Source organism: Bacillus sp. AFS053548 (genome assembly GCF_002575105.1).
In the GTDB taxonomy this organism is placed as follows: Bacteria; Bacillota; Bacilli; order Bacillales; family Bacillaceae_G; genus Gottfriedia.
In genome coordinates this window covers 140818-161452 of sequence record NZ_NUHI01000015.1, presented here as the reverse complement: position 1 = coordinate 161452, position 20635 = coordinate 140818, and the positions used below count along the sequence as shown (strand labels likewise).

The following is a 20635-nucleotide window of genomic DNA, read 5'->3' as shown; positions in this document are numbered from 1 at the left end:
ATATTTTCTTCTATAAGGTGTAAAAAATATCCAATTATCTAAGGGGAGATTTATAAATGAAAAAAACAGCTCTATTAGTAATTGATGTACAGGCTTTTATGTTCTCCGAATCTAATCCGGTTTATAAAGGTGAAACATTATTAAATAATCTAAATAAATTGATCGAACAAGCAAGAGCTACGAATACTCCAATCTTTTATATACAGCATTCTGAAGAAGGTTCTCCACTTGAATATGGTACACCTGGTTGGGAAATTCAGTCAGATATTGCTCCAATTGTTGGAGATATCATTATACATAAAACAACACCTGACTCATTTTTTAAGACGAATTTAAAAGAAGAGCTAGCAAAACTGAATATTAATCATTTAGTCATGGCGGGAATTCAAACGGAAATCTGTGTTGATACAACGACTAGAAACGCCTTTGGAAATGGCTATGAAGTTACACTTGTTACGGACGCACATAGTACATGGAATTCAGATGAGCTTACGGCTGAGCAAATTATTAATCACCATAATCAGACACTGCGCTGGTTAGCTGAGCCTAAAACTACTAATGAAGTTAAATTTTAAAAAGGCAGCTAATATGCTGCCTTTTTTCTTAACAAACCCTCACTTACTTATTTGCCTCACCCTATCTGCGGTGCTTTTTAAGCCTTAGGTAAATTCACACATCATAAGGCAAACGCTTGCATTCAGCCTGAAAATCTTCTGAAAGGATGCCTTTGTTTTCATTTAATTTTTAAGTATGCGAAACAATTATTTCACAATCTCCATCTAAAACAAATTCCCCAAATCCAACAGGAATGATGAAGTTTGAGCCTTTTGATAAACTATATTCTTCTCCGCTATGAATCAGTTTTCCATTACCGTTTATTACACTTAAAAGTAAATATTGATCATTATAAGTTAAATAAGCCCTACCAGTAATATCCCATTTATATACGGTGAAAAATTCCGAATCTACAAATGTATTAATCTTTATATTTTCTTTTTCTTCCGTCTTAAATTCCACTTCTGTTTCTTGATGAGGAACTGTTGTTACATCGATTGCTTTATTTAAATGAAGCTCTCGTAAATTTCCTTCATAGTCTTTTCGATCATAATCGTATACCCGGTAAGTTGTATCAGAGCTTTGTTGAGTTTCTAATACGAGAGTCCCTTCACATAAAGCATGAATAGTTCCACTTGGGACATAGAAAAAATCACCCGGCTTTATTTTTACTCGGCGAAGTAAATCTGACCATTCACCTTCTTCAATTTGTTTAATTAGTTCTTCTTTTGTTTTGGCATTATGGCCAAATATCATATGTGCATCTTCTTTACAGTCAAGAATATACCAGCACTCTGTTTTCCCGAGATCACCATTTTCGTTCACTTTTGCGTAAGAATCTTCAGGATGTACTTGAACAGATAAATCCATATTTGCATCTAATATTTTCGTTAAAAGTGGGAAAACCTCTTCCTTTGGGTGACCAAATAACTCCGGTTGCTTTTTCCATAATTCATTTAATGCAATACCTGCAAATGGACCATTTTCAATAATGGAAGCACCATTAGGATGAGCCGAAATTGCCCAGCATTCACCTGTATTTTCATTTGGTATATTATAGTTAAAATCTGATTTTAAAGCTGTTCCTCCCCAAATTCGTTCCTTAAATACTGGTTTTAAAAATAATGGTTGCATGCTAATTTCCTCCTATAGGCTATTTAAACTAGTGCATTTTTATTTAAAGCATTATGTGCAAGCATAAGAGCTCCGGTAATTCCAGCACGATCTCCTAAGCCTGGTGGTACGATATATTCAGATAACTCTGGTAAACTAACATAATGACAAACTAGTTCATTTAAATATTTATAGATGCTATCGAAAACTTGCTTTTGATTCATAACTCCCCCACCAAGAACAATCTTCTTAGGTGATAAGATTAAAATATATTGCATAAGTGCTTGTGCAATATAGTAGCCTTCTAAGTCCCAAACCTCTTCTCTATTAACGAGGCTTGAACCATTTTCTCCCCAACGAGCTTCGATAGCTGGACCAGCAGCTAACCCCTCTAAACAATCACGATGATAAGGACATTTACCTTCGTACTGATCTAATGGATGACGTCTTACTAAAATATGTCCCATCTCAGGATGAGTCATCCCTTGAAGCAATTCTCCATTAACAATGGCGCCAGCCCCAATTCCAGTACCAACAGTAATATAAAGACAGCTATCTAAACCTTTCGCTGCTCCAAAAGTAGCCTCACCTAGTGCCGCTGCATTCACATCCGTATTAAAACCAATTGGGACTGAAAAATGCTCTTTAAACACTTGAAGAAAAGGATAATTCTTCCACGCCGTTTTTGGTGTTGAAGTAATATTTCCATAAGTAGCACTTTCTTTATTTACATCGATTGGACCAAATGAAGCGATTCCAATTGCTCGTATTGGAAACTTATCGAAAAATTCAATCACCTTTGGGATCGTTTCATCCGGTATAGTTGTCGGAAGTTGAATTCTCTCAATTAAGTTTCCATTTTCATCTCCAACTGCACAGACAAACTTTGTTCCCCCTGCTTCGATTGCACCTAACATAAACTTTCCTCCCGTATAAACTATTTTTTATATTTCCTTCGAGTGAAGCGCGGCCTTTGTGATTGGTTTCTTCCAAATCAAATAGAGAATTGGAATCATTACTACATATATAATTGGAAAAAAACTAAACGAAATTGGTAAAAGTGAATCGAGGTCAAAGTATTTCCCCATTACTAGAAAAATAATTACCCCGATTATTCTTCCGATTCCAAGTGGAATTTCGCGAATAATAATATAATCCAATCGTTTATTCTTATAATTCGGATCTCTTTCAATTGATTCATAAATCATCGCGTTCATTGATGTATTAATCATATTCATTGCAACTGGAGAAATAATACCGAAAATAATTAATGAAATAAGGAAAGGAAGTGATGAAATTAGAATAGAGCTCACCAATATACCAATCGACCCGACAGCAAAAATCTTAATACGATCGTTTTGATTCGTTAGTTTCGCTAAAAAATAAAATGCAGCAACCGCCACAAGCTGTGCACCGGTATTATAGATTCCAAGATTTAATTCCCCGCCAGCTATTTTGAACGTCATCATAGTAATTAAAAAGGTTGTGTACACCCCAGATACTATTCCATCTGATAACATGACTAAGTACATCTTTTTCCATTCCCTAGAAGGACTTTTTACAACCTCCCAAAATTGACTTTTAGAAGAAATAGGTTTTCCTTTTACCTTTAAGGATGTTAAAAAAGAAATAAAGAAGAATACGCAAGTACCAGTAAAAACGGCATAGTATCCCATCATTCCATTAAATTGAGAGATTATGATACCTGACAGGAGCGGTGCGATTACGCCTCCGATTGTCATTAAGATTCCTTGAACGTATAAAAACTTGTCTCTTTGTTCATTTGTCGTTAAATCTAAAATGGCTAAATGAACGCCAACATAGTATAAACTCATTGCTAATCCATTTAAGAATCCTAGTAATAAGATATGCTCGTTCAAAGTTGAATGGTAAAATAACATGATTAAATATGTTATTAAGTAACAGATAAAACCTAATCGCATCGTAATCATTGGACTCGTTTTTCTAGCAATCCATGCACAAATACCAAAGCAAAAAATAATGGCAACTGACCAATATAAGCTGAAATAGGCTAGTAGAGAATAAGTTTTATCAAGCTTCCATAAAAATACACTTTGAAAGATCCCCGATAACGCTCCTCCAAAAGTAAAAAAAGTATTCATCATTAAGTAGAACTTTAATTCTGTCGAAAAAGATTTAAAAATTTGAAGCATCAATAATTTCTCCTCTATTAAGAAGGGCTATTTACAAGGACGACTAACCGCCTTCTATTCCTTTCCTTAGCAACCTCTGAATTTAAGTTTAATAGCTTCCAGCTGTTATTCTTTTTCATCGATTTCACCTTCCTAAAAATTTATAGATAGAAAAAAGGATGCATAAATCAAGTTTCGTTTACCCCATTCCACAAAATTTCATTTCGATAGATTTGGTGCAAATTTCTTTTCCTTGTTTTATGTCATCCTTTCTACAAACGTAATGTTTATAAATAAGTTAGTGAATCTACTATTTCTTGAAGGCTTAATTCAACACATGCCATTGAAGTGTCTGCCACACCGTAAAACATTTTTACAACGTCACCTTCAACTAGCGCTCCACATGAAAAAACTACATTTCCGAAGAATCCTTCTACTTCATAATCTGCTTCTGGTTGAAGTATTGGTTGGTTAGAACGAGCGATAATTTTAGTAGGGGCCTCTAAATCTAGTAAAACGGCACCCATGCAATAACGGTGATCTTCAGTCGCGCCATGATATAATTCAAGCCAACCTTTTTCTGTTTTAAAAGGAACAGCTCCTCCTCCCATTCGAGCACTATCCCACATTCCTTCTCTTAGACCTAATAAATGTTTATGATTTCCCCAATGTAGTAGATCCGGAGATTCAGCAATCCAAATTTCTGGTTCACCGATACTTTTCGGTACCGGACGGTGAAGTGCATAATACTTCCCATTAATTTTTTCAGGGAAAATTAATACATCTTTATTTTCAGGTGCAAAAATCATTCCATGATGCTCAATTGAGACAAAGTCCTTCGTTGAAACCATTGACTCACCAACACCTACTGGAGAAACGGCACTAAAATAGATATAGTATGTATCATCAATTTGAGTAATTCGTGGATCTTCAATCCCGAAAGATTCTAATTCATTTGAAGGATAAATAAATGGTTTTTCATCAATGGTAAACTGATGCCCATCTTTACTACGAGCAATCCGTAAATACGAAAGTGAAGTTAAGTATTTAAAGCCTTGTTTATCACTATTTTCACTAATCGTACGTACATCTGAAAAATCGTATTTTGAATCATTTACATTAAACTCTAAAATTTCAAGTTCATTTGTAGTTGGATTAAAGACTGGTGATTTGATAATGTTAGGATCTTCACTAATTGGGCGTTCTGCAACACGTAGGAGCATGATAATTTCATCATTAAACTTTGCGATTCCTGCATTAAAAGCTCCAATTACTTCAAAGTCGGGACGATGGGGTTTTACGTTTTTCGGCGTTACTACTGGGTTTTCTTCATATCTATATACATTCATTTTTATTAGCTCCTTTGTTGGTGTATGATTAGTACTTATTGTTCGAATTGTAAAAACGGATCAACCATCGTAATTTTTTGGGCATCTGCATCACTAATTCCGGCATAAAGTTCAGCCGTACCATTGGTATTACGAACTAATCCCCCGCTGAAGACAACTTCAATTAAGTCTGGACGCTTCGAAGGACCAGGTAAAAAATGACTTCTTGTCGCAATTAATTCCATCTTTGAAAATGATCCTGTTTCGGGATCAAGACCAAATATCATTGGATAATAATGACGATTACCCTCTTCATCAAAACTAGCAATATGACCTAACACACCAATCTTTCCATTCGATAATAGATGTGCTTCATTTGCTCCTCCCCACTGCTCATCAATAAATTGATTTTCAAGTAATGGAGCATTATTAATTACATCAAGTGTTAAATCAGAAAGTGATTGAATCTTTGTCCAACCAATTTTTCCTCTACCACCTTTTTCACCCTGTGGTCTAGTTAATACACCAATCGTTTCATCTTTCAACTCAATTAAACGTAGATCTTTCATTCCATCAGGACCTTTTGCAAACCTCTCTAACTTTGTAATTGAATCACCTTTGTAAAAAACTGTTCTCCAGCCTAATTGCCCTTCTTTTTCTGGATGTGGAAAGATTTGCACTCCCCCGATCACTAGTTCTCCGGCGATTCTTGTAAAAAATGGATCTTGTAATTCAAGAATAGGAGAATCTTCTCTACGTACCCACTCTCCATTTTTTTCAACGAAGAAATAAACAACTGAATGCTCACTATCACGAGATTCGACCCGGCCAGCAATAACTAGTTCACCTTCGACTTCAAAAGGAGCACTGATATTATAAACATCATTATTTCCAACTCCAGTAAAAACGATATTTTCTGGATTTGTTGGCTGCTTTTTGGTTGTAAATTCAAGAATTAACTCTTCGCAAGTTTGAGCATTTTGCATCTGATTAAATGTCATTCCTCTAATTCCCCTTTTAAAATTAATGCTTCATTTGATAAAGCTTTTATATCCTTAGTAATCCCTAAATCCATACGCTGAGAAGAAAGTAGTATTTCAAATTTTAATTGTCTATAAGAATCTAACGTTATTGATTTTGGTTCATTTGAAAAATTTAAAATTACAATTATTTTTTCATCTTTATACGATCGAATATAATAGAATAAATCTTCTTCATACTTTAATAATTCGTACTGACCTAATTGCAATGAAGTATACTTGCTTCTTAATTTAAGCAAGCTCTTATAAAAAGAAAGCATTGAATTTGAATACTGTATTTGATTTTCAACATTAATATCAAGAGTTTGACTTGGGATTGTAATCCATGGTTCAACAGTTGAGAAACCAACATTGACTTGTGAGTTCCATTGCATTGGTGTTCGAGATTTATCCCTCGATTTCTCATTGGCTACTTTTAATGCTTCATCTTCTGAATTTGTCGATTGCATTTTTAATTCGTATGCGGTCAATCCTTGAACATCCTTCATTTTTTTTATGTCATCAGTAGTCCAATCTCGCATGCCAATTTCATCACCATAATAAATAAATGGGACACCTTTAGCTGTAAGCATCAAAGTAGCAACTAGCTTTGCTCGCTCCTCATCTCCGCCAAATCTTGAAGTAAAACGGGACATATCATGACTTGAGAAAAACAGTGTAGGAATTTGGTTTTCATCATAAGCTTGTTCCGTTTCATATAATTGTTGAAAAATCCTATTTGGATCAAACTCTGAAATACTTCCAATATTAAAATTAAAAACTACGTCTAATTTATTAACGCCTGAGTAGTCTTTAAGAATTGATAAATCCTCTGATCCAACTTCGCCAACTAAAAACTTATCCTTATAGCGATTTACAAACTCAGCTATTTCAGAAATGATTGATAGGACTCCCTCTTGATCTTTATCATGCAAATGAAGTTGCTCATTCTTTTCAATATCATTTGGATTATCTTTGAACGAATTATTTACCTTTAAAAAATTGATGACGTCTAAACGAAAACCATCTATTCCTTTTTGAAGCCAAAAGTCCATTACATCAAACAAAGCTTTTTTCACTTCTGGATTTGCCCAATTTAAATCGACTTGTTCTTTTGCAAATGCATGATAATAATATTGGTTTGTGATCTCATCATATTCCCAAGCTGTCCCACCAAAGAATGATTCCCAGTTATTTGGTTTATCTCTCCAAATATACCAATCTCGTTTTGGATGGTTCCTAGAGGATTTTGATTCTTTAAACCATTTATGTTCAGAGGACGTATGATTTAAAACTAAATCAGCAATAATACGTATTCCTCGTTTATGGGATTCTTTGATAAATAATTCAAAATCCTCCATTGTTCCATAATCCGGATCAATCGAATAATAATCTGAAATATCATATCCATTATCAACCTTAGGTGATGGATAAAATGGAGTTAGCCATATTCCACCAATTCCTAATTCTTTTAAATAGTCGAGTTTAGAAATGATACCAGCAAAGTCGCCAATTCCATCTCCATTACCATCCATAAAGCTCGGCATATAAATTTCGTAAAAAGTAGTTTGCTTCCACCAATTTGCCATTTTGTTAGAACTCCGATCCATGAATTACTTAAGTGTAAATTGCATACCTTCTTTAAACTTTTTAGCAAATAATAAGAAGATAATAATGATAGGCATTGTTAGTAATACTGCTGCAGCATACATTGGCCCTGGGTAACCACCGTAAGGTCCAAACATTTGAGATAATAAAACGTTTAAAGTTAGCATATTGTCACTCTTTGCAACTAACATGTCCCATAAAAGCTCTGTCCATCTTTCCATAAATAAGAAGAGGAAAATAACAGTTGTGATTGATTTGGACATCGGCAAGACGATTTTAAACATGATTTGCCACTCACTAGCACCATCTAATTTAGCTGCTTCTATAAATGTTTCAGGAATAGCTTTGAAAAAGTTTGTGTACATAAAGACTGCCCATAAGCTCATTGCTTTTGGCAATATCATCCCCCAATATGAGTCATACATCCCAATTTTTTGAATGACAAGGAATGTAGGGATTAATAAAATAATCGCAGGGAAAAACATTTGAAATAAAATAAAGTTATTAATAAAGTTTCTTCCTTTAAAAGGAATTTTAGCAAGCGCGTATGCTACCATAACTGCTGTCACCATCATTAATAATGTAGATGCAGCTGATACAAAGAAACTATTAAAAAAGGCATTGATCCATGGCCTTGGTATTGCTGATTCACCACCAGCTAATAACCAGCTATATGATTTCAAAGTAAAACCGGTTGGAATTAATTTTCGGTCTACTTGACTCCAATCAGCGAATGAATTTAAAACCATATAAATATATGGAAAAATCATAACTAGTAAGAGAATCGAGGCAATCAGGTAACGAAACCATAGTCTTTTTTTCTTAATTCCAACCATTTCGTTTTCCCCACATTTCTAAAAGTTTTCGAATAATAAAGATTGATATAAATGTTACTATAGAGGCAATTATCGCAATGGCAGATGCATAACCAGCTTGAAGATTCGAGAATGCTCTCGTAAAGATTTCCATTTGCCATGTATTCGTTGCGAAATTCGGACCCCCACCTGTTAATTGATAAACCTCTGTGAAAATACCAAATGTTACACCGATTGCTAAAATTAATACTGTAAATAATGCAGGATATAATAAAGGAAATGTAATTTTCCAAAAACGCTGCATTGGTGTTACACCATCAATTAATGCTGCCTCATAAACTTCTTTATCGATACTATCAAAACCTGAAGTTAAGATTAGTGCATAGTATCCCGTAAATTTCCAAGCAATAATTACCGCTACAGTGAATAAAGCACCAAACGGCGACCCTAACCAGTTAATATCTAAACCTAATGAATTTCTTAAGAATTCGTTAATCGGGCTATTGTATGATAATAGCCCTTTTACAATTAATGAAGAAACTACACCTGATGCTAGATACGGAAGAAAAAATCCGATTAAAAATAACCCTTTAAACTTTGGTAAACCTTGAACGATTAAAGCTACAATGATTGAAGCTGCTACAACCATCGGTACAAATAGTGCCATAAACTTAAATGCAACGAAAAATGCACTTTGTACACCTGGACTCTTAAAAGCTTCTGTATAATTTTCGATTCCAACAAAGCTAAACGTTGGAGCGATTAAATTCCAATCAGTTAGTGATAGAAACAAAGACCACACTAGAGGAATTAGAAAAAAAACTATTGCATAAATAAGATAAGGACTGGCAAATAGCCAGCCCAACCTTCCTTGTTTCGTGCTCATTACTTAAGAGCCCCCTCAATAGCCTCTTTCATGTCTTTCCATGCAGATTTAGAATCTTTTTCACCTTTTACTACAGGATTGAATGCATATTGGCCAATATAGGTTTGAATATCATTGTATTTTGCGTTATCCATTGGCGGGATCGCATTAGGAACGGCTGCTGCATATGGTTGTAATGCTGGATTTTTATCAAAGAACGACTTAAATGTATCATTTGTTGTTAAATCATCACGTGCTGGTGGTAAGTTCGTTTTCTCAAGCCATTTCAAATCATTTTCAGGATTTGAATACACCCAGTTGATAAACTTCATCGCTGCTTTTTGTTGTTCTTTTGTAGCAGAAGCATAAATTACTAAGCCTTTTGTATCTGCAAATGTTTTAACATTTTCAGTAGACATACCATCTGGAACCGGTGGTGTAGATAATGTATATGTCTCATTAAACTTCATATTAGGGAATTTATCTGCCCAATAAGAGATTGTCCAAGGACCAATATCAGTAAAGATTCCTAATCCAGTTTCAAATGGATCTTTTGCTTGTCTAGTTAGTAATGCATTTGATTTACGTAAGTCATTCACGAAATCAAATACTTGCTCTCCGGCTTTCTTATCACCTGTAAAGTTAGAACCTTCTACGAACTTGTTACCTTCAGATGCTGCATCATATAGCATGAAAAAGTCGAACCATCTTTTCCAAGCCGTTGGATCTGCAAGGTCTGCTTTAGCCCAAACATATTTATCTGGATATTTTTCTTTTAACTTTTTCGCAACCGCTAACATTTCACTGTACGTTTTAGGTGCCGTGTTAAATCCTAATTCTTTTAAAATATCTAATCTCCAACCAAATAGCATTGCATTTGAGTAGATTGGTAGAACGTATTGGTGATTGTCAGCAAACTGCCAACCTTTCATTGTATCGTTCATATGACGATTTTCTTTCACTTTGTCAAAGCCATCTAATTCATCTAAAGGAACTAGTGCTTTACTATCAGCCAACTGCGCTGCAAATCCTCGGTTAATATTTTCAGACATTGTTGGAGCGCTTCCACCTGCAATAGCAGATTGAATACTAGCTTCAGATGTTGGACTTTCCTTCATTGGACTTACATTTACTTTGATACTAGGATTCTCTTTCGTAAACTGTTCAGCTACTTCTTTCCAATAAACTTGTTGAGTCGGATTTGGTGCTGCCCAAAATTCAATTGTTGTTACGCCATCTTTTGCTCCACCTTTTACTTCCTTATTACCTGTAGAACAAGCAGATAAACCAGCAACAGATAAAGAAGCTGCTAATAAGACTGATGATACTTTTTTCATTTCCATCTGGTATTTCCTCCAATGATTAAGATAGAATCAAAATTCTTTTCAAAGAAAAACATGTTGACTAATTTTAATACACTATGTATTTCATTAATCTGGAAGCGCTAACAAATACTCGAAAAAAAGGTATAATAATTGTTAGGTCATTCATAAAAATAGTTATTTGTGCCCTTTATTCATTCATTACTACTAATTCACAAACAAACATTACTATAACATTACAAATATACTTAAATGTAATTTTGTAACGTTATAAATCAACTTATAAGCTGATTATTCCACCTAACATAATTTTAGTCAAGTGATTTTTTACTATTTTCATTGTTTTTTAATAAAACAGTTAATTATTTAACATTACAAAAAGTTGCATTACTATTTTTGTAACGTTACAATATACTTACAATTAATTTTAGGATATAATTTAGATAGATTGATTTAGGGGAGAAATTTATAAATGGAAAAGAAAGTGACAATGCAAGACATTGCGACACGATTAAATATCTCAAAAAACTCAGTATCGCAGGCTCTATCTGGGAAACCTGGTGTTAGCGAAGAAACAAGAAAGCTGATTCAAGATACTGCAGATGAATTAGGTTATTCTTATTCAACTATTCGTACCCAAAAACAAGTTGAAGAAAAAACAATTAAAACAATTGGGTTAATTGCTTCAGATCTTGCGTTTTCTTTAACTGGATTTTTTGGTGAAATTTATTTAAGTATTCAAAAAGAATTAAAAGCTAAAGACATAAACTTTTTGATTGAATCGATCGATCAGCATTCGGTTGAAAATTTAATTATGCCTACCTTATTAACGAATCAAGAAATTGATGGATTGTTGATCTTGTCTCATATTAATACAGACTACACTGCAAAAGTTATAAAATCCGGTATTCCTACCGTACTAATTGATCACCATGAACCCTTCCTTCATGCTGATTCAATTTTAACGAATAATCGATTTGCAGCATTTACAGCTGTAGAGCACTTAATTAAATTGGGACATAAAGAAATTAGCTTCGTTGGAGATGTAGACATATCGCCGAGCTACCAGGAAAGATTAGAAGGATATTTTTTAGCTCTTAAAAAATATGGAATAAAACATGATGAGGACCTACTGTTAAATCACGCTAAAGAGGAACAGGCCCATATTATAACTTTACTTGATCAATTTTCAAAACAACCTACAGCCTATTTTTGTGTAAATGATGGACTAGGTTTTCTAGTTCAAACCGAATTACAACGAAGAGGATTCAATGTACCAGATGACGTATCAGTATGTAGCTTTGATAATGGTCAGCTTTCTCAAATTGCAACACCAAAAATGACGACAATGGATATCGACTTAAACTTCTTCGGTAAAAAAGCAGTTGAACAATTATGCTGGAGAATTGAAAACAAAGACGAGCCAATCCATGAAATCTTATTGCCTACTAGACTGGTTATTAGGGAATCTACTGGTGAATTAGGAAAGTAAGAACAATAGGGTTTTAGAGGATTGGAAACTTAGGAATACGAACACTTATTTACACACCACTACTTCATTTTAAGGTAAGGGTGTTTTTTTTACTATTAATTGTCGATTTTCTTACTTAACATGAGTGAGATTAGAAGAACAAGGAGTTAAATTCTTCTTATTGAATTATTAATCTTAACAATAAATAAATGCATCAGGAATATATTTATTAAAATCAAACACTTGTCCATTTCATTTTGCTTGTCCAATCATAAGCTATCGAGATGAAATTAAAGGAAAAGGTAGTGTTATAATGGGTTGCAATTGTAATAACGAAAGAAATAACCAAAGAAATGACGAAAGAAATGACGAAAGAAATAATAATCGAAATAATAGAAGAAATAACGAGGTTACATTTAATGCGAAAATCACGGTTGATAAAGAGGAATTCTGTCGTGCAGTAGATCGATGTGACGATGAAAGACGCGATAATTTCAATCGTCGTAGTGACAGATGGTGGAACTTTTAAGTCAAAAAACAGAAAAAAGGAAAATCGATTTTTCTTTTTACTAGGAATTGATTGAATGATAGGATAATCTTCAATTTCTTTTACGAGAACATCTATCCCTGACTTTAATAGGATAGATGTTCTTTTGCATTTCAAAAATAAATTTGAAATGCTTAATTCTCGCAAAAATGGAATGATGTCAATTTCCCATATAATAGAAAATGAGATTGTATTAGAAGTAATTTATAGGAGGAGTCTAAATATAAAAAAGCATTTTAATATAAAAGGAAGCCGCTCTAACTGAAAGCGACTTCCCGTAAACTAATAATATTTAAACTAAACTCTCCAAACGCTTTTCTAACCGATTTCTCCAATCCTCAGCTAACTCAGAAACTTCCAATATCGCTTTTATTCCTTCAACATTTTTTGGATCATGGAAATAAATCTCGTTGCAATAAAGTACTGAAACTTTATTTTTTTGAGTTTCGATTAATTCTATGTTCGAATCTTTTCTGATTGTTCCCTCTTTCAATACACGGCATAAGTAGCCTGTAAAACCAGTTTCTACGATTCTCTTAAGTGCTACATTCGTTCTCCTTGTAATTGTGTCACAAGGTATTCTACTTTGTGTAATTTGTATCATTGCATCGCCAATTTGGTAGACATCGCCAATGCATACGTCTTTTTCTAACATATTTGTGACAGTAATATTTTCTCCGAATGCTGAAAGTGGTAAATTTAGATTAAACTCTTTTTCCCAAAGTGCGTAATGTTCATATGGATACACACATACAGCTCGATCTGGTCCACCGTGATGTTTTAAGTCAGCTACTCCATCACCTTTAAAACCTTCTTTTGATAAGTAAACTTCTTCGATTCCTTCTTTACAAATCCCCGTTATCATTTCTTTGTTTTCGCCGTATTCCATTTTACTCGGTAATCCTACTGCAAGATTAATTAACTCAACTTTATTTGCCATACCTTCCACCCTCTCTTTTTTAAGTTTCTAATTGTAAAACTGGGTTTTATTTATGTAATCTAAAATTTTGGAATAAAAAGGAAAAATATCCTACATACAGCATTATATACTAATTTGAGACAATACAAATCTGCAAAATCATTTTTGTTTCAGCTGAACAACGAACAGCATAATAAAAGAAATTAAGACCATTGAAAGCACCCATAACCAAGCCATTTTCATATTTCCAGCATCAATTGCTAAATAAATTGCCGTTGGGACAGTTTGTGTTTTCCCTGGAATATTTCCAGCAAACATAAGTGTAGCACCGAACTCGCCTAGTACTCTTGCTACGCTTAATATACTTCCTGAGATAATGGCTTTTAATGAGAGTGGAATTGAAATCAAGAAAAAAACATTCCATTCATTTGCTCCACAAACTCGAGCTGCCTCTTCAATCTCATTATCTACACTTTGAAATCCAGTTTTTGCAGATTGATACATAAGCGGAAATGCTACAACAATTGATGCAATTACAGCGGCCCACCATGTAAAAACAATTGGCTGTTTAACTAACCATTCGATCATTTTTCCAACGAAGCTTTGTCTTCCGAAAATGACTAATAGTAAAAATCCTACAACTGTAGGAGGAAGAACTAAAGGTAACATTAAGATTGTTTCTAGAAGTGTCTTACCTTTAAATGATTTCATAGAGAGAATTTTTCCAGCTAGTGTACCTAATATAATAACGATAACTCCTGCCACAATCGTAACCTTAAAGGAAATCTTAAGGGGTATTAAAAACTCTTCTAACAATTAATCTCCTCATTTCAAAACCAACCATATTTTCATCTATTTTTTAATCCTCAATGAAATTACCTTTTGACATTTCATTCATCAAGAAATCTAAATAATTTTCTTCATCATAAAGATGGAAATATTGATAATCTTTCAATCTACCCTCTTCAATTTCAAAATGGCTAATCACACAGATAATATTCGTTAATGAATCGAGTAAATTTAAATCATCCTCACTTCTTATTAATACTACTTTTGGATAACTTTCCCTTTTATAACCTTCAATAAAAATAATATCTGTTGAAAAAAAGCGATATAATTCAATTGTTTTCTTTAAATCCCAATTGATAAAATTTGTTCTTAATTGCAAGACTCCATCACCTTCAACACTAGAAACGATTGCTCCTGCATCTAAGTGACGACTACTGTCTTTGCGTTCTATTTCTAAATCAGGTGCACCGCCATGACCATGATGTTTTATAGTTGCACCTGATAATCCTTGGTGATTGGCCAGTTTAATAAGTTTTTCAGTAAGTGTTGTTTTCCCACTATTTTGATAGCCTACAATTTGCAAAATGGAATAGTTTTTTTTCATCGCTCTCAATTCCTTTTTATTAAATACTTTTATTATAAGGAGCCTACTGAAAAAACACCATTAATACAAAAATCAATTTGATCGATTCTTGTATTGATGGTGAAGCAGTTTAGTAAAGTCTTTTAGAAGATGTTCTCTAAAAGTTTTTTCCTTTAAATTTACTAATCATTGTTTTATGATAAGAAAAACAGAATTAATTTAAGGGGTATATGTAATGTCTAAAGTCATCCATGAATTTAATGACTATATACGAAAACTGCGTAAAGAATTATTTGGTAAAGGCCCTGAAAGAATCCATACTGTTTTTGTTGAAAATATGGCTGTTTCAACTTTGTATGGAAATCTGACTCCTACTGAGCTATTTATTGCTCAAACTTCTGAAGGGCGTGATATCGTACATAATGCTAGAACTAAGATGATTCAAGATGTATATGCAAAAAATCATCCAGTTAAGCTAGAAGAAATCGTTGATGCAAAGTTTATCAATCTTTTCTCGGATATGAAAGTTGAAGAAGATATTGCGATTTCAGTTTTTGTATTCGATAAAAAATTAGAAAACTTAATTGATTAGCTAGTAGATGCTACTAATCAATTAAGCTTTTGTTCCGATCTTATTTATGGAAAAAGTCGCCGCTTTTACCACCTTTTTTTTGAACTAAAAACGTTTCTTTTATGACCATACTTTTATCAACGGCTTTACACATATCGTAAAATGTAAGGCCAGCTACACTTACAGCTGTAAGTGCCTCCATTTCAACTCCAGTTTTTCCACTGCATTTCACTGTCGCACGAATGATTAAATCATATCCATTAGGTGCCTCTACATATTCGAATGTAAAGTCAGTTCCTGAAAGTGCGATTGGGTGACACATTGGAATAATGTCAGAAGTTTTTTTAGCTCCCATAATTCCAGCAATTTGTGCAACATTTAGTGGATCACCTTTTTTAATTAATCCATTTTGAATTGCTTCATATAATTCCGTTGAAATCGAAATTGTACTTTGTGCAATCGCAACTCTAGTAGTGATGTCTTTGTCTGATATATCGACCATTTTAGGTCTTCCTTCTTCATTCCAATGTGAAAATTCACTCATGCAAGTACCTCCAGGTAAGTCTTAAATTTGACAAATTAAATCCAGTCATTCGGACTATTTATATTTTTAAAGATGAGATCGTCACTTGAAAATTGAACAGTCATTACATTTACTTCACTGAATAATAACTGAACTTTTCGATTGTTATTATCTAAAATCTCTTTCATTTTTTCAATGCAATTTCGATGATAGAGCGCAAATAGTGGTTGAAGTTTATCCGACTGGATCGGAACGATTGCATCAACATTCGTATTTTCTGCCCTTTCGATCATGTTTTTTACAAAGTCAACTGTAATAAAAGGTGTGTCGCATGCTAGGACAAAATACCAGTCTTTGTTTGGTATGTTGGAAAATGCATTGTACATCGCATATAAAGGTCCTTGGTATTCTTTGGCTTCTCCTTCAATGACAAATTCTAGATCATTTTTATTAAAATACGGAACTAGTTTTTCGTTTGTTGAAATGATAATTGGAGAAATCGAATTTCCCTTTAAGGCTTCGACACTATATTCATACAATAATTTGTCTTTATACGTTTCAAACATTTTTGGTTTACCGTAACGGGATGACTTTCCTCCTGCTAAAACGACGCCAGCTATGTTCATTGTCTATTTAATTCTTCCACAAAATGTTGGCATGTCGGTAAAATTAGTTTTGTCATTGCTAGATTTACTGCGTTTTTTGAACCTGGAATTACGTAGATTGCTTTATCATGAAAGCTACCTGCGATTGCTCTGCTAAACATAGCCTTTGGTCCAATTTCTGTATAACTTAATGAACGAAACAGTTCCCCAAATCCTTGCATTTCTTTATCTAGCATTTTTGAAATTGCTTCATATGTAACATCTCTTTTCGTAAAACCAGTACCACCTGTAATGATGATAACTTGAATCGTTTCATCTTCACTCCATGATCTAACAATCGATTCGATCAATGCTATTTCATCTTTTGTGATTTTATAATCATGGACGATATGTTTTTGCTCGTCTAATAAAGCTTTAATTAGTTTACCGCTCTCATCAGTTTCAACAGTTCTAGTATCACTAACTGTTAAAATCGCTGCGTTAACAATCGCTTTTTCGTTATGTTTATGCATCATTCTACCTACTTTCGAGCTTTATGAAATCCATCATCCTCCACTTACTGGTGGAATAAATGCTATCGTATCTCCATCGTTTACAATTTCTTCATCTGTTACGAATTCTTCATTGATTGCTGTCATAATCTGATTCAGTTGTGGTAAATCATAGTTATTCATCAGCCAGTCTTTTAAGTCTTTTACGTTAATTCCACTTTTATCAGTTAGCGTCAATTCTTCCGTACCAGCTTTCTCACGTAAATGAGCAAAGAATAAAACTTTAATCATTTGGATTCCTCCATATTTGGTTTTCCTTCTTGGTATGATGTATTTTCTAATTGGTCACCAATCCACATCGTACCATCTTCCCAAAACTCTTTTTTCCAGATCGGAACGATTTGTTTAATTCGTTCGATTGCGTATTCATTTGCTTCGTAAGCAACTTTACGGTGCGGAGAGGAAACTGCAATCACAACGGCAATATCGCTAATCTCTAATCTTCCAATTCTATGAGTAATCGCAACAATTGCTTCTGGCCATTTCCCGTGGATTTCATCACCAATTTGGGCTAGCTTTTTTACGGCCATTGTTTCATACGCTTGATATTCTAGCGACAAAGTCTTTTTTCCTTTTGTTAACTCCCTAACTGTACCAATAAAAACAGTAATGGCTCCTGCATTTCTACTTTTTACTTTATCTGAAACTTCCTCAACAACAATCGGTGTATCGACAATATTAAAAAATGTTTGTTCCAAGTAAACCACTTCACTTTTCTTAAATTAATAGAGTACTACTGCTTATTTATACGCTGGAATAAATTCATACCAAGGCCATTTACTTCCTTCATGGTCTTCTAATAATAATAAGTCTACTGACATACCTTTTTCATATTTTCTAGTTCCTCCAGGTAAAACAATAAAAGCATCTGTATAAGCTAATGACGATACAGCGCTGGACTTATCAAAACCTGCTGGAATTGCTGTTAATTGACCTTCATGATACACAATTTTACCTCTTACAAATCTTGTAAATGGATTTGGTTTTGGAAAGTTTTCACCTAAAATTGCACTGACTCTTTTTAAATGTGGTGTTTCGTTAAATAAATAAGTTTGGATAATCGGTCTGACAAATAGCTCAAATCCAACAAAACAAGCAGATGGATTCCCTGATAAACCGAATAATAATTTATTTTCAAAATGCGCTACTGTTGTTACACTTCCTGGACGCATGGCAATTTTATTAAATAAAACTGTAGCTCCTAATCTTGCGTAAATATCTGGTAAATAGTCATAATCACCGACAGATACTCCACCGGTCGTAATTAGAATATCAACTTGCTCTAAGGCATTTTTAACTTCTGAAAAACAAGTATCCAAATCATCGCTAAACTTTCCTAAATATTTAGGGATTGCACCTGCTTTTTGAATTTGAGCGAGAACCATATAGGAATTACTATTGCGAATTTTACCAGGTTCAAGCGGTTCGTTGACATCTAGCAGTTCACTCCCTGTTGCAATAACTCCGATGACTGGCTTTTTCGCTACAGGAACTTGACTATATCCAAAAGTAGCAAGTAAAGCAATCACTCCAGGGTTGATTTCAGTTCCCTTTTTAACAAGAATATCACCTTTATGCGTTTCTTCCCCTTGGAATGAAATATTATCGCCTTTTTGATAAGAACGTTTAATTTCAATAAACGTTTTACCTTCAGTTTTAATCTCTTTTGCTAATTCAAGCATGACAACGGCTGTGCAACCTTGAGGTATTTGAGCTCCTGTCATAATACGAACGGCCTGTAATGGAGCTACTTCATTTGGAAAAACTGAACCAGCACCAATTTCTCCAACCACTTCAAAGATTGTTGGATTTTCATTGCGTGTAAGAATAGTATCTTCAGCTCGAATCGCAAAGCCATCATATGGAGAGCGGTCAAAAGCAGGTATATCCTGATCAGCTTTTATATCATCAGCTAATACTCGTCCATATGCTAAATCGATTGATACCATTTCTTTTGATCCGTGTTTGGCAAAATCCATCACTTTACGAACTGCTTCTTCGATCGGTAGTGGCACTCGTTTTTCAACCATTCTTTTCATCCTCTCTCTATTAACCTAATAAACGATAATATAGTTTTTTAGCTTCCTGTATATCATTTGTTCCGTGAACAAAAACCCTTCCATCCTGAAAAACAACAAATCGATAATCTTCTATCTGACAAGAGATCAAATAAGGATTCCGCCCTACTTTCCCGTGTTGTTTTAGTTGGATTTCTAGTTCATTAAAGTCATAATTTTTAGTCGTTGAAGGTCTAATTTGAACCGTGTTTCGCCCACAAAGTGTACTTGTTTTCGTTTGATTTTCAAAGGCTAAATAAGGATACGTCCTATTTGTTCCACATGAAGGACAATCATCTGATTTGAGTTTCGATAATTTAAATGAAAAATGTTGATTATTCCATAAATCAAATGTAAGGAATTTTGAATTAATTGCTGAATAATCCTCAACTAATAGTTTTAATACTTCAGCAACCTGATATGCCGCTACTAATTGTACCGCAGGACTAATGACTCCAGCTGTGTCACAAGTCACACCAGGTACTGGTAAACTTTTTAATATACAGTTTAAACAAGGAGTTTTACTTGGTAAAATCGTACAACACATACCAAAGCTCCCCACACAAGAGCCATACACCCACGGAATTTCATATTTCTGTGATAAATCATTTATGATAAAGCGAATATCAAAATTATCTGTTGCATCAATCATAACATCAGTGTCCTTCAAATGGACTTCCATATTATCTGCACTTGCATCCATTACTAATGCATTGATGAAAACATCTGAATTTATTTTTTGGAGACGTTTTTTAGCGGCAATTACTTTCGGCAATTTCTCAAAAGTATCTTCTTCAGTATAAAGCTGTTGCCTTTGCAAGTTACTCATTTCAACATAATCTCGGTCAATTAAAGTTAACTTTCCAATTCCAGCTCTAACAAGTGCCTCCGCGCTAGCACTTCCTAACGCACCTGCCCCAACAATTAAAACATGTTTCTTTCTAATTAATTCTTGTCCATTTTCACCAATCGGGGTAAATAGTTGCTGACGTGAATAACGTTCTGACATAAGATATCCTCCATTAAAGAGCAGGACCTAGCGAAAGAGATAAAAAGTTTTCTCCGGGTATCCTCACCAATTTTTCTGCTTTTCTTGTTTTCCTTATATGTAATAAAGCAGCATTAAGAAATCCTCATCATATAAGGAGTTCTGAATGCTGCTTAATTTCTCTGCTAAACGAACAGAGATACCAATCATCACTTTCTAATTTTTAGTTAGAGCATTATATAGACATTGCATA

At 34.0% G+C, this 20635-nt stretch carries 23 protein-coding genes; 4 read left to right on the top strand and 19 right to left on the bottom strand.

Features of this window, described 5'->3' with window-relative positions; all coding sequences use genetic code 11:
- The first annotated feature begins 56 nt into the window (after positions 1-56).
- Positions 57-575: a cysteine hydrolase family protein gene (locus CN946_RS08855; protein ID WP_098860807.1), complete on the top strand. Its 519-nt coding sequence runs from the start codon at positions 57-59 to the stop codon at positions 573-575.
- Between the two features lie 169 nt (positions 576-744).
- On the opposite strand, the gene manA is transcribed toward CN946_RS08855, so the two are convergent.
- The 9 genes from manA to CN946_RS08810 all read right to left on the bottom strand — a co-directional run bounded on the left by manA (position 745) and on the right by CN946_RS08810 (position 10793).
- The gene (gene manA / locus CN946_RS08850) at positions 745-1689 is read right to left on the bottom strand and encodes a mannose-6-phosphate isomerase, class I (RefSeq protein WP_098860806.1); all 945 of its coding nucleotides are present in this window, start codon (positions 1687-1689) and stop codon (positions 745-747) included.
- A gap of 23 nt (positions 1690-1712) precedes the next feature.
- Complete coding sequence (locus tag CN946_RS08845; RefSeq protein WP_098860805.1) at positions 1713-2585, bottom strand: ROK family protein; 873 nt, start codon at positions 2583-2585, stop codon at positions 1713-1715.
- Between the two features lie 27 nt (positions 2586-2612).
- Positions 2613-3842, bottom strand: coding sequence for an MFS transporter (locus CN946_RS08840; RefSeq protein ID WP_098860804.1), 1230 nt, complete (start codon positions 3840-3842; stop codon positions 2613-2615).
- Between the two features lie 266 nt (positions 3843-4108).
- Entirely contained in the window at positions 4109-5170 is a 1062-nt protein-coding gene (locus tag CN946_RS08835; RefSeq protein WP_098860803.1) for a BtaManbiosPhlase, read from the bottom strand.
- Between the two features lie 35 nt (positions 5171-5205).
- Positions 5206-6150, bottom strand: coding sequence for an MTP-1 family protein (locus CN946_RS08830; RefSeq protein WP_098860802.1), 945 nt, complete (start codon positions 6148-6150; stop codon positions 5206-5208).
- Positions 6147-7757 carry a glycoside hydrolase family 13 protein gene (locus tag CN946_RS08825; RefSeq protein WP_176547269.1) on the bottom strand — a complete coding sequence of 537 codons (1611 nt, stop codon included), beginning with the start codon at positions 7755-7757 and terminating at the stop codon, positions 6147-6149. Before CN946_RS08825 ends, CN946_RS08830 begins: the two co-directional genes overlap by 4 nt.
- Before the next feature lie 24 nt (positions 7758-7781).
- Complete coding sequence (locus CN946_RS08820) at positions 7782-8612, bottom strand: carbohydrate ABC transporter permease (protein ID WP_098860800.1); 831 nt, start codon at positions 8610-8612, stop codon at positions 7782-7784.
- Positions 8599-9477 (bottom strand): carbohydrate ABC transporter permease, encoded by an 879-nt coding sequence (locus CN946_RS08815; protein ID WP_098860799.1) that lies wholly within the window; start codon positions 9475-9477, stop codon positions 8599-8601. The genes CN946_RS08820 and CN946_RS08815 overlap by 14 nt, the downstream gene beginning before the upstream one ends.
- Positions 9477-10793: an ABC transporter substrate-binding protein gene (locus tag CN946_RS08810; RefSeq protein WP_098860883.1), complete on the bottom strand. Its 1317-nt coding sequence runs from the start codon at positions 10791-10793 to the stop codon at positions 9477-9479. Before CN946_RS08810 ends, CN946_RS08815 begins: the two co-directional genes overlap by 1 nt.
- A 457-nt stretch (positions 10794-11250) precedes the next feature.
- Between CN946_RS08810 and CN946_RS08805 the strand changes: the two genes are divergently transcribed.
- Together CN946_RS08805 and CN946_RS08800 are read left to right on the top strand one after the other, a co-directional pair.
- A complete protein-coding gene (locus CN946_RS08805; RefSeq protein WP_098860798.1) occupies positions 11251-12270 on the top strand; it encodes a substrate-binding domain-containing protein in 1020 nt (339 codons plus the stop codon).
- A gap of 292 nt (positions 12271-12562) precedes the next feature.
- Positions 12563-12778: a hypothetical protein gene (locus CN946_RS08800; RefSeq protein WP_098860797.1), complete on the top strand. Its 216-nt coding sequence runs from the start codon at positions 12563-12565 to the stop codon at positions 12776-12778.
- A 310-nt stretch (positions 12779-13088) separates the two neighbouring features.
- Here the strand turns inward: CN946_RS08800 and CN946_RS08795 are convergent, their stop codons facing one another.
- The 3 genes from CN946_RS08795 to mobB form a co-directional block, all read right to left on the bottom strand.
- A complete protein-coding gene (locus CN946_RS08795; protein ID WP_098860796.1) occupies positions 13089-13736 on the bottom strand; it encodes an MOSC domain-containing protein in 648 nt (215 codons plus the stop codon).
- A 138-nt stretch (positions 13737-13874) separates the two neighbouring features.
- Positions 13875-14531, bottom strand: a complete 657-nt coding sequence (gene modB, locus CN946_RS08790; protein WP_098860795.1) for a molybdate ABC transporter permease subunit — start codon at positions 14529-14531, stop codon at positions 13875-13877.
- Between the two features lie 43 nt (positions 14532-14574).
- The gene (gene mobB / locus CN946_RS08785) at positions 14575-15108 is read right to left on the bottom strand and encodes a molybdopterin-guanine dinucleotide biosynthesis protein B (RefSeq protein ID WP_098860794.1); all 534 of its coding nucleotides are present in this window, start codon (positions 15106-15108) and stop codon (positions 14575-14577) included.
- A 214-nt stretch (positions 15109-15322) separates the two neighbouring features.
- On the opposite strand from mobB, the gene CN946_RS08780 reads away from it, so the two are divergent.
- The gene (locus tag CN946_RS08780) at positions 15323-15679 is read left to right on the top strand and encodes a Na-translocating system protein MpsC family protein (protein ID WP_097974143.1); all 357 of its coding nucleotides are present in this window, start codon (positions 15323-15325) and stop codon (positions 15677-15679) included.
- Positions 15680-15719: 40 nt separating this feature from the next.
- Here the strand turns inward: CN946_RS08780 and moaC are convergent, their stop codons facing one another.
- From moaC to CN946_RS08745, 7 genes are read right to left on the bottom strand one after another with little or no spacing between them, the layout of a single operon-like run.
- Positions 15720-16202 (bottom strand): cyclic pyranopterin monophosphate synthase MoaC, encoded by a 483-nt coding sequence (gene moaC / locus CN946_RS08775; protein ID WP_069034221.1) that lies wholly within the window; start codon positions 16200-16202, stop codon positions 15720-15722.
- Positions 16203-16237: 35 nt separating this feature from the next.
- Positions 16238-16807, bottom strand: coding sequence for a molybdenum cofactor guanylyltransferase (locus CN946_RS08770; protein ID WP_098860793.1), 570 nt, complete (start codon positions 16805-16807; stop codon positions 16238-16240).
- Positions 16804-17298 (bottom strand): MogA/MoaB family molybdenum cofactor biosynthesis protein, encoded by a 495-nt coding sequence (locus tag CN946_RS08765; RefSeq protein ID WP_098860882.1) that lies wholly within the window; start codon positions 17296-17298, stop codon positions 16804-16806. Before CN946_RS08765 ends, CN946_RS08770 begins: the two co-directional genes overlap by 4 nt.
- A 33-nt stretch (positions 17299-17331) precedes the next feature.
- On the bottom strand, positions 17332-17568 hold the full coding sequence (moaD, locus tag CN946_RS08760) for a molybdopterin converting factor subunit 1 (RefSeq protein ID WP_098860792.1): 237 nt from the start codon (positions 17566-17568) through the stop codon (positions 17332-17334).
- Positions 17565-18035 carry a molybdenum cofactor biosynthesis protein MoaE gene (locus CN946_RS08755; protein WP_098860791.1) on the bottom strand — a complete coding sequence of 157 codons (471 nt, stop codon included), beginning with the start codon at positions 18033-18035 and terminating at the stop codon, positions 17565-17567. The genes moaD and CN946_RS08755 overlap by 4 nt, the downstream gene beginning before the upstream one ends.
- Positions 18036-18077: 42 nt before the next feature.
- On the bottom strand, positions 18078-19367 hold the full coding sequence (locus CN946_RS08750) for a molybdopterin molybdotransferase MoeA (protein ID WP_098860790.1): 1290 nt from the start codon (positions 19365-19367) through the stop codon (positions 18078-18080).
- A 19-nt stretch (positions 19368-19386) separates the two neighbouring features.
- The gene (locus CN946_RS08745) at positions 19387-20403 is read right to left on the bottom strand and encodes a molybdopterin-synthase adenylyltransferase MoeB (protein ID WP_098860789.1); all 1017 of its coding nucleotides are present in this window, start codon (positions 20401-20403) and stop codon (positions 19387-19389) included.
- Between the last annotated feature and the right edge of the window lie 232 nt (positions 20404-20635).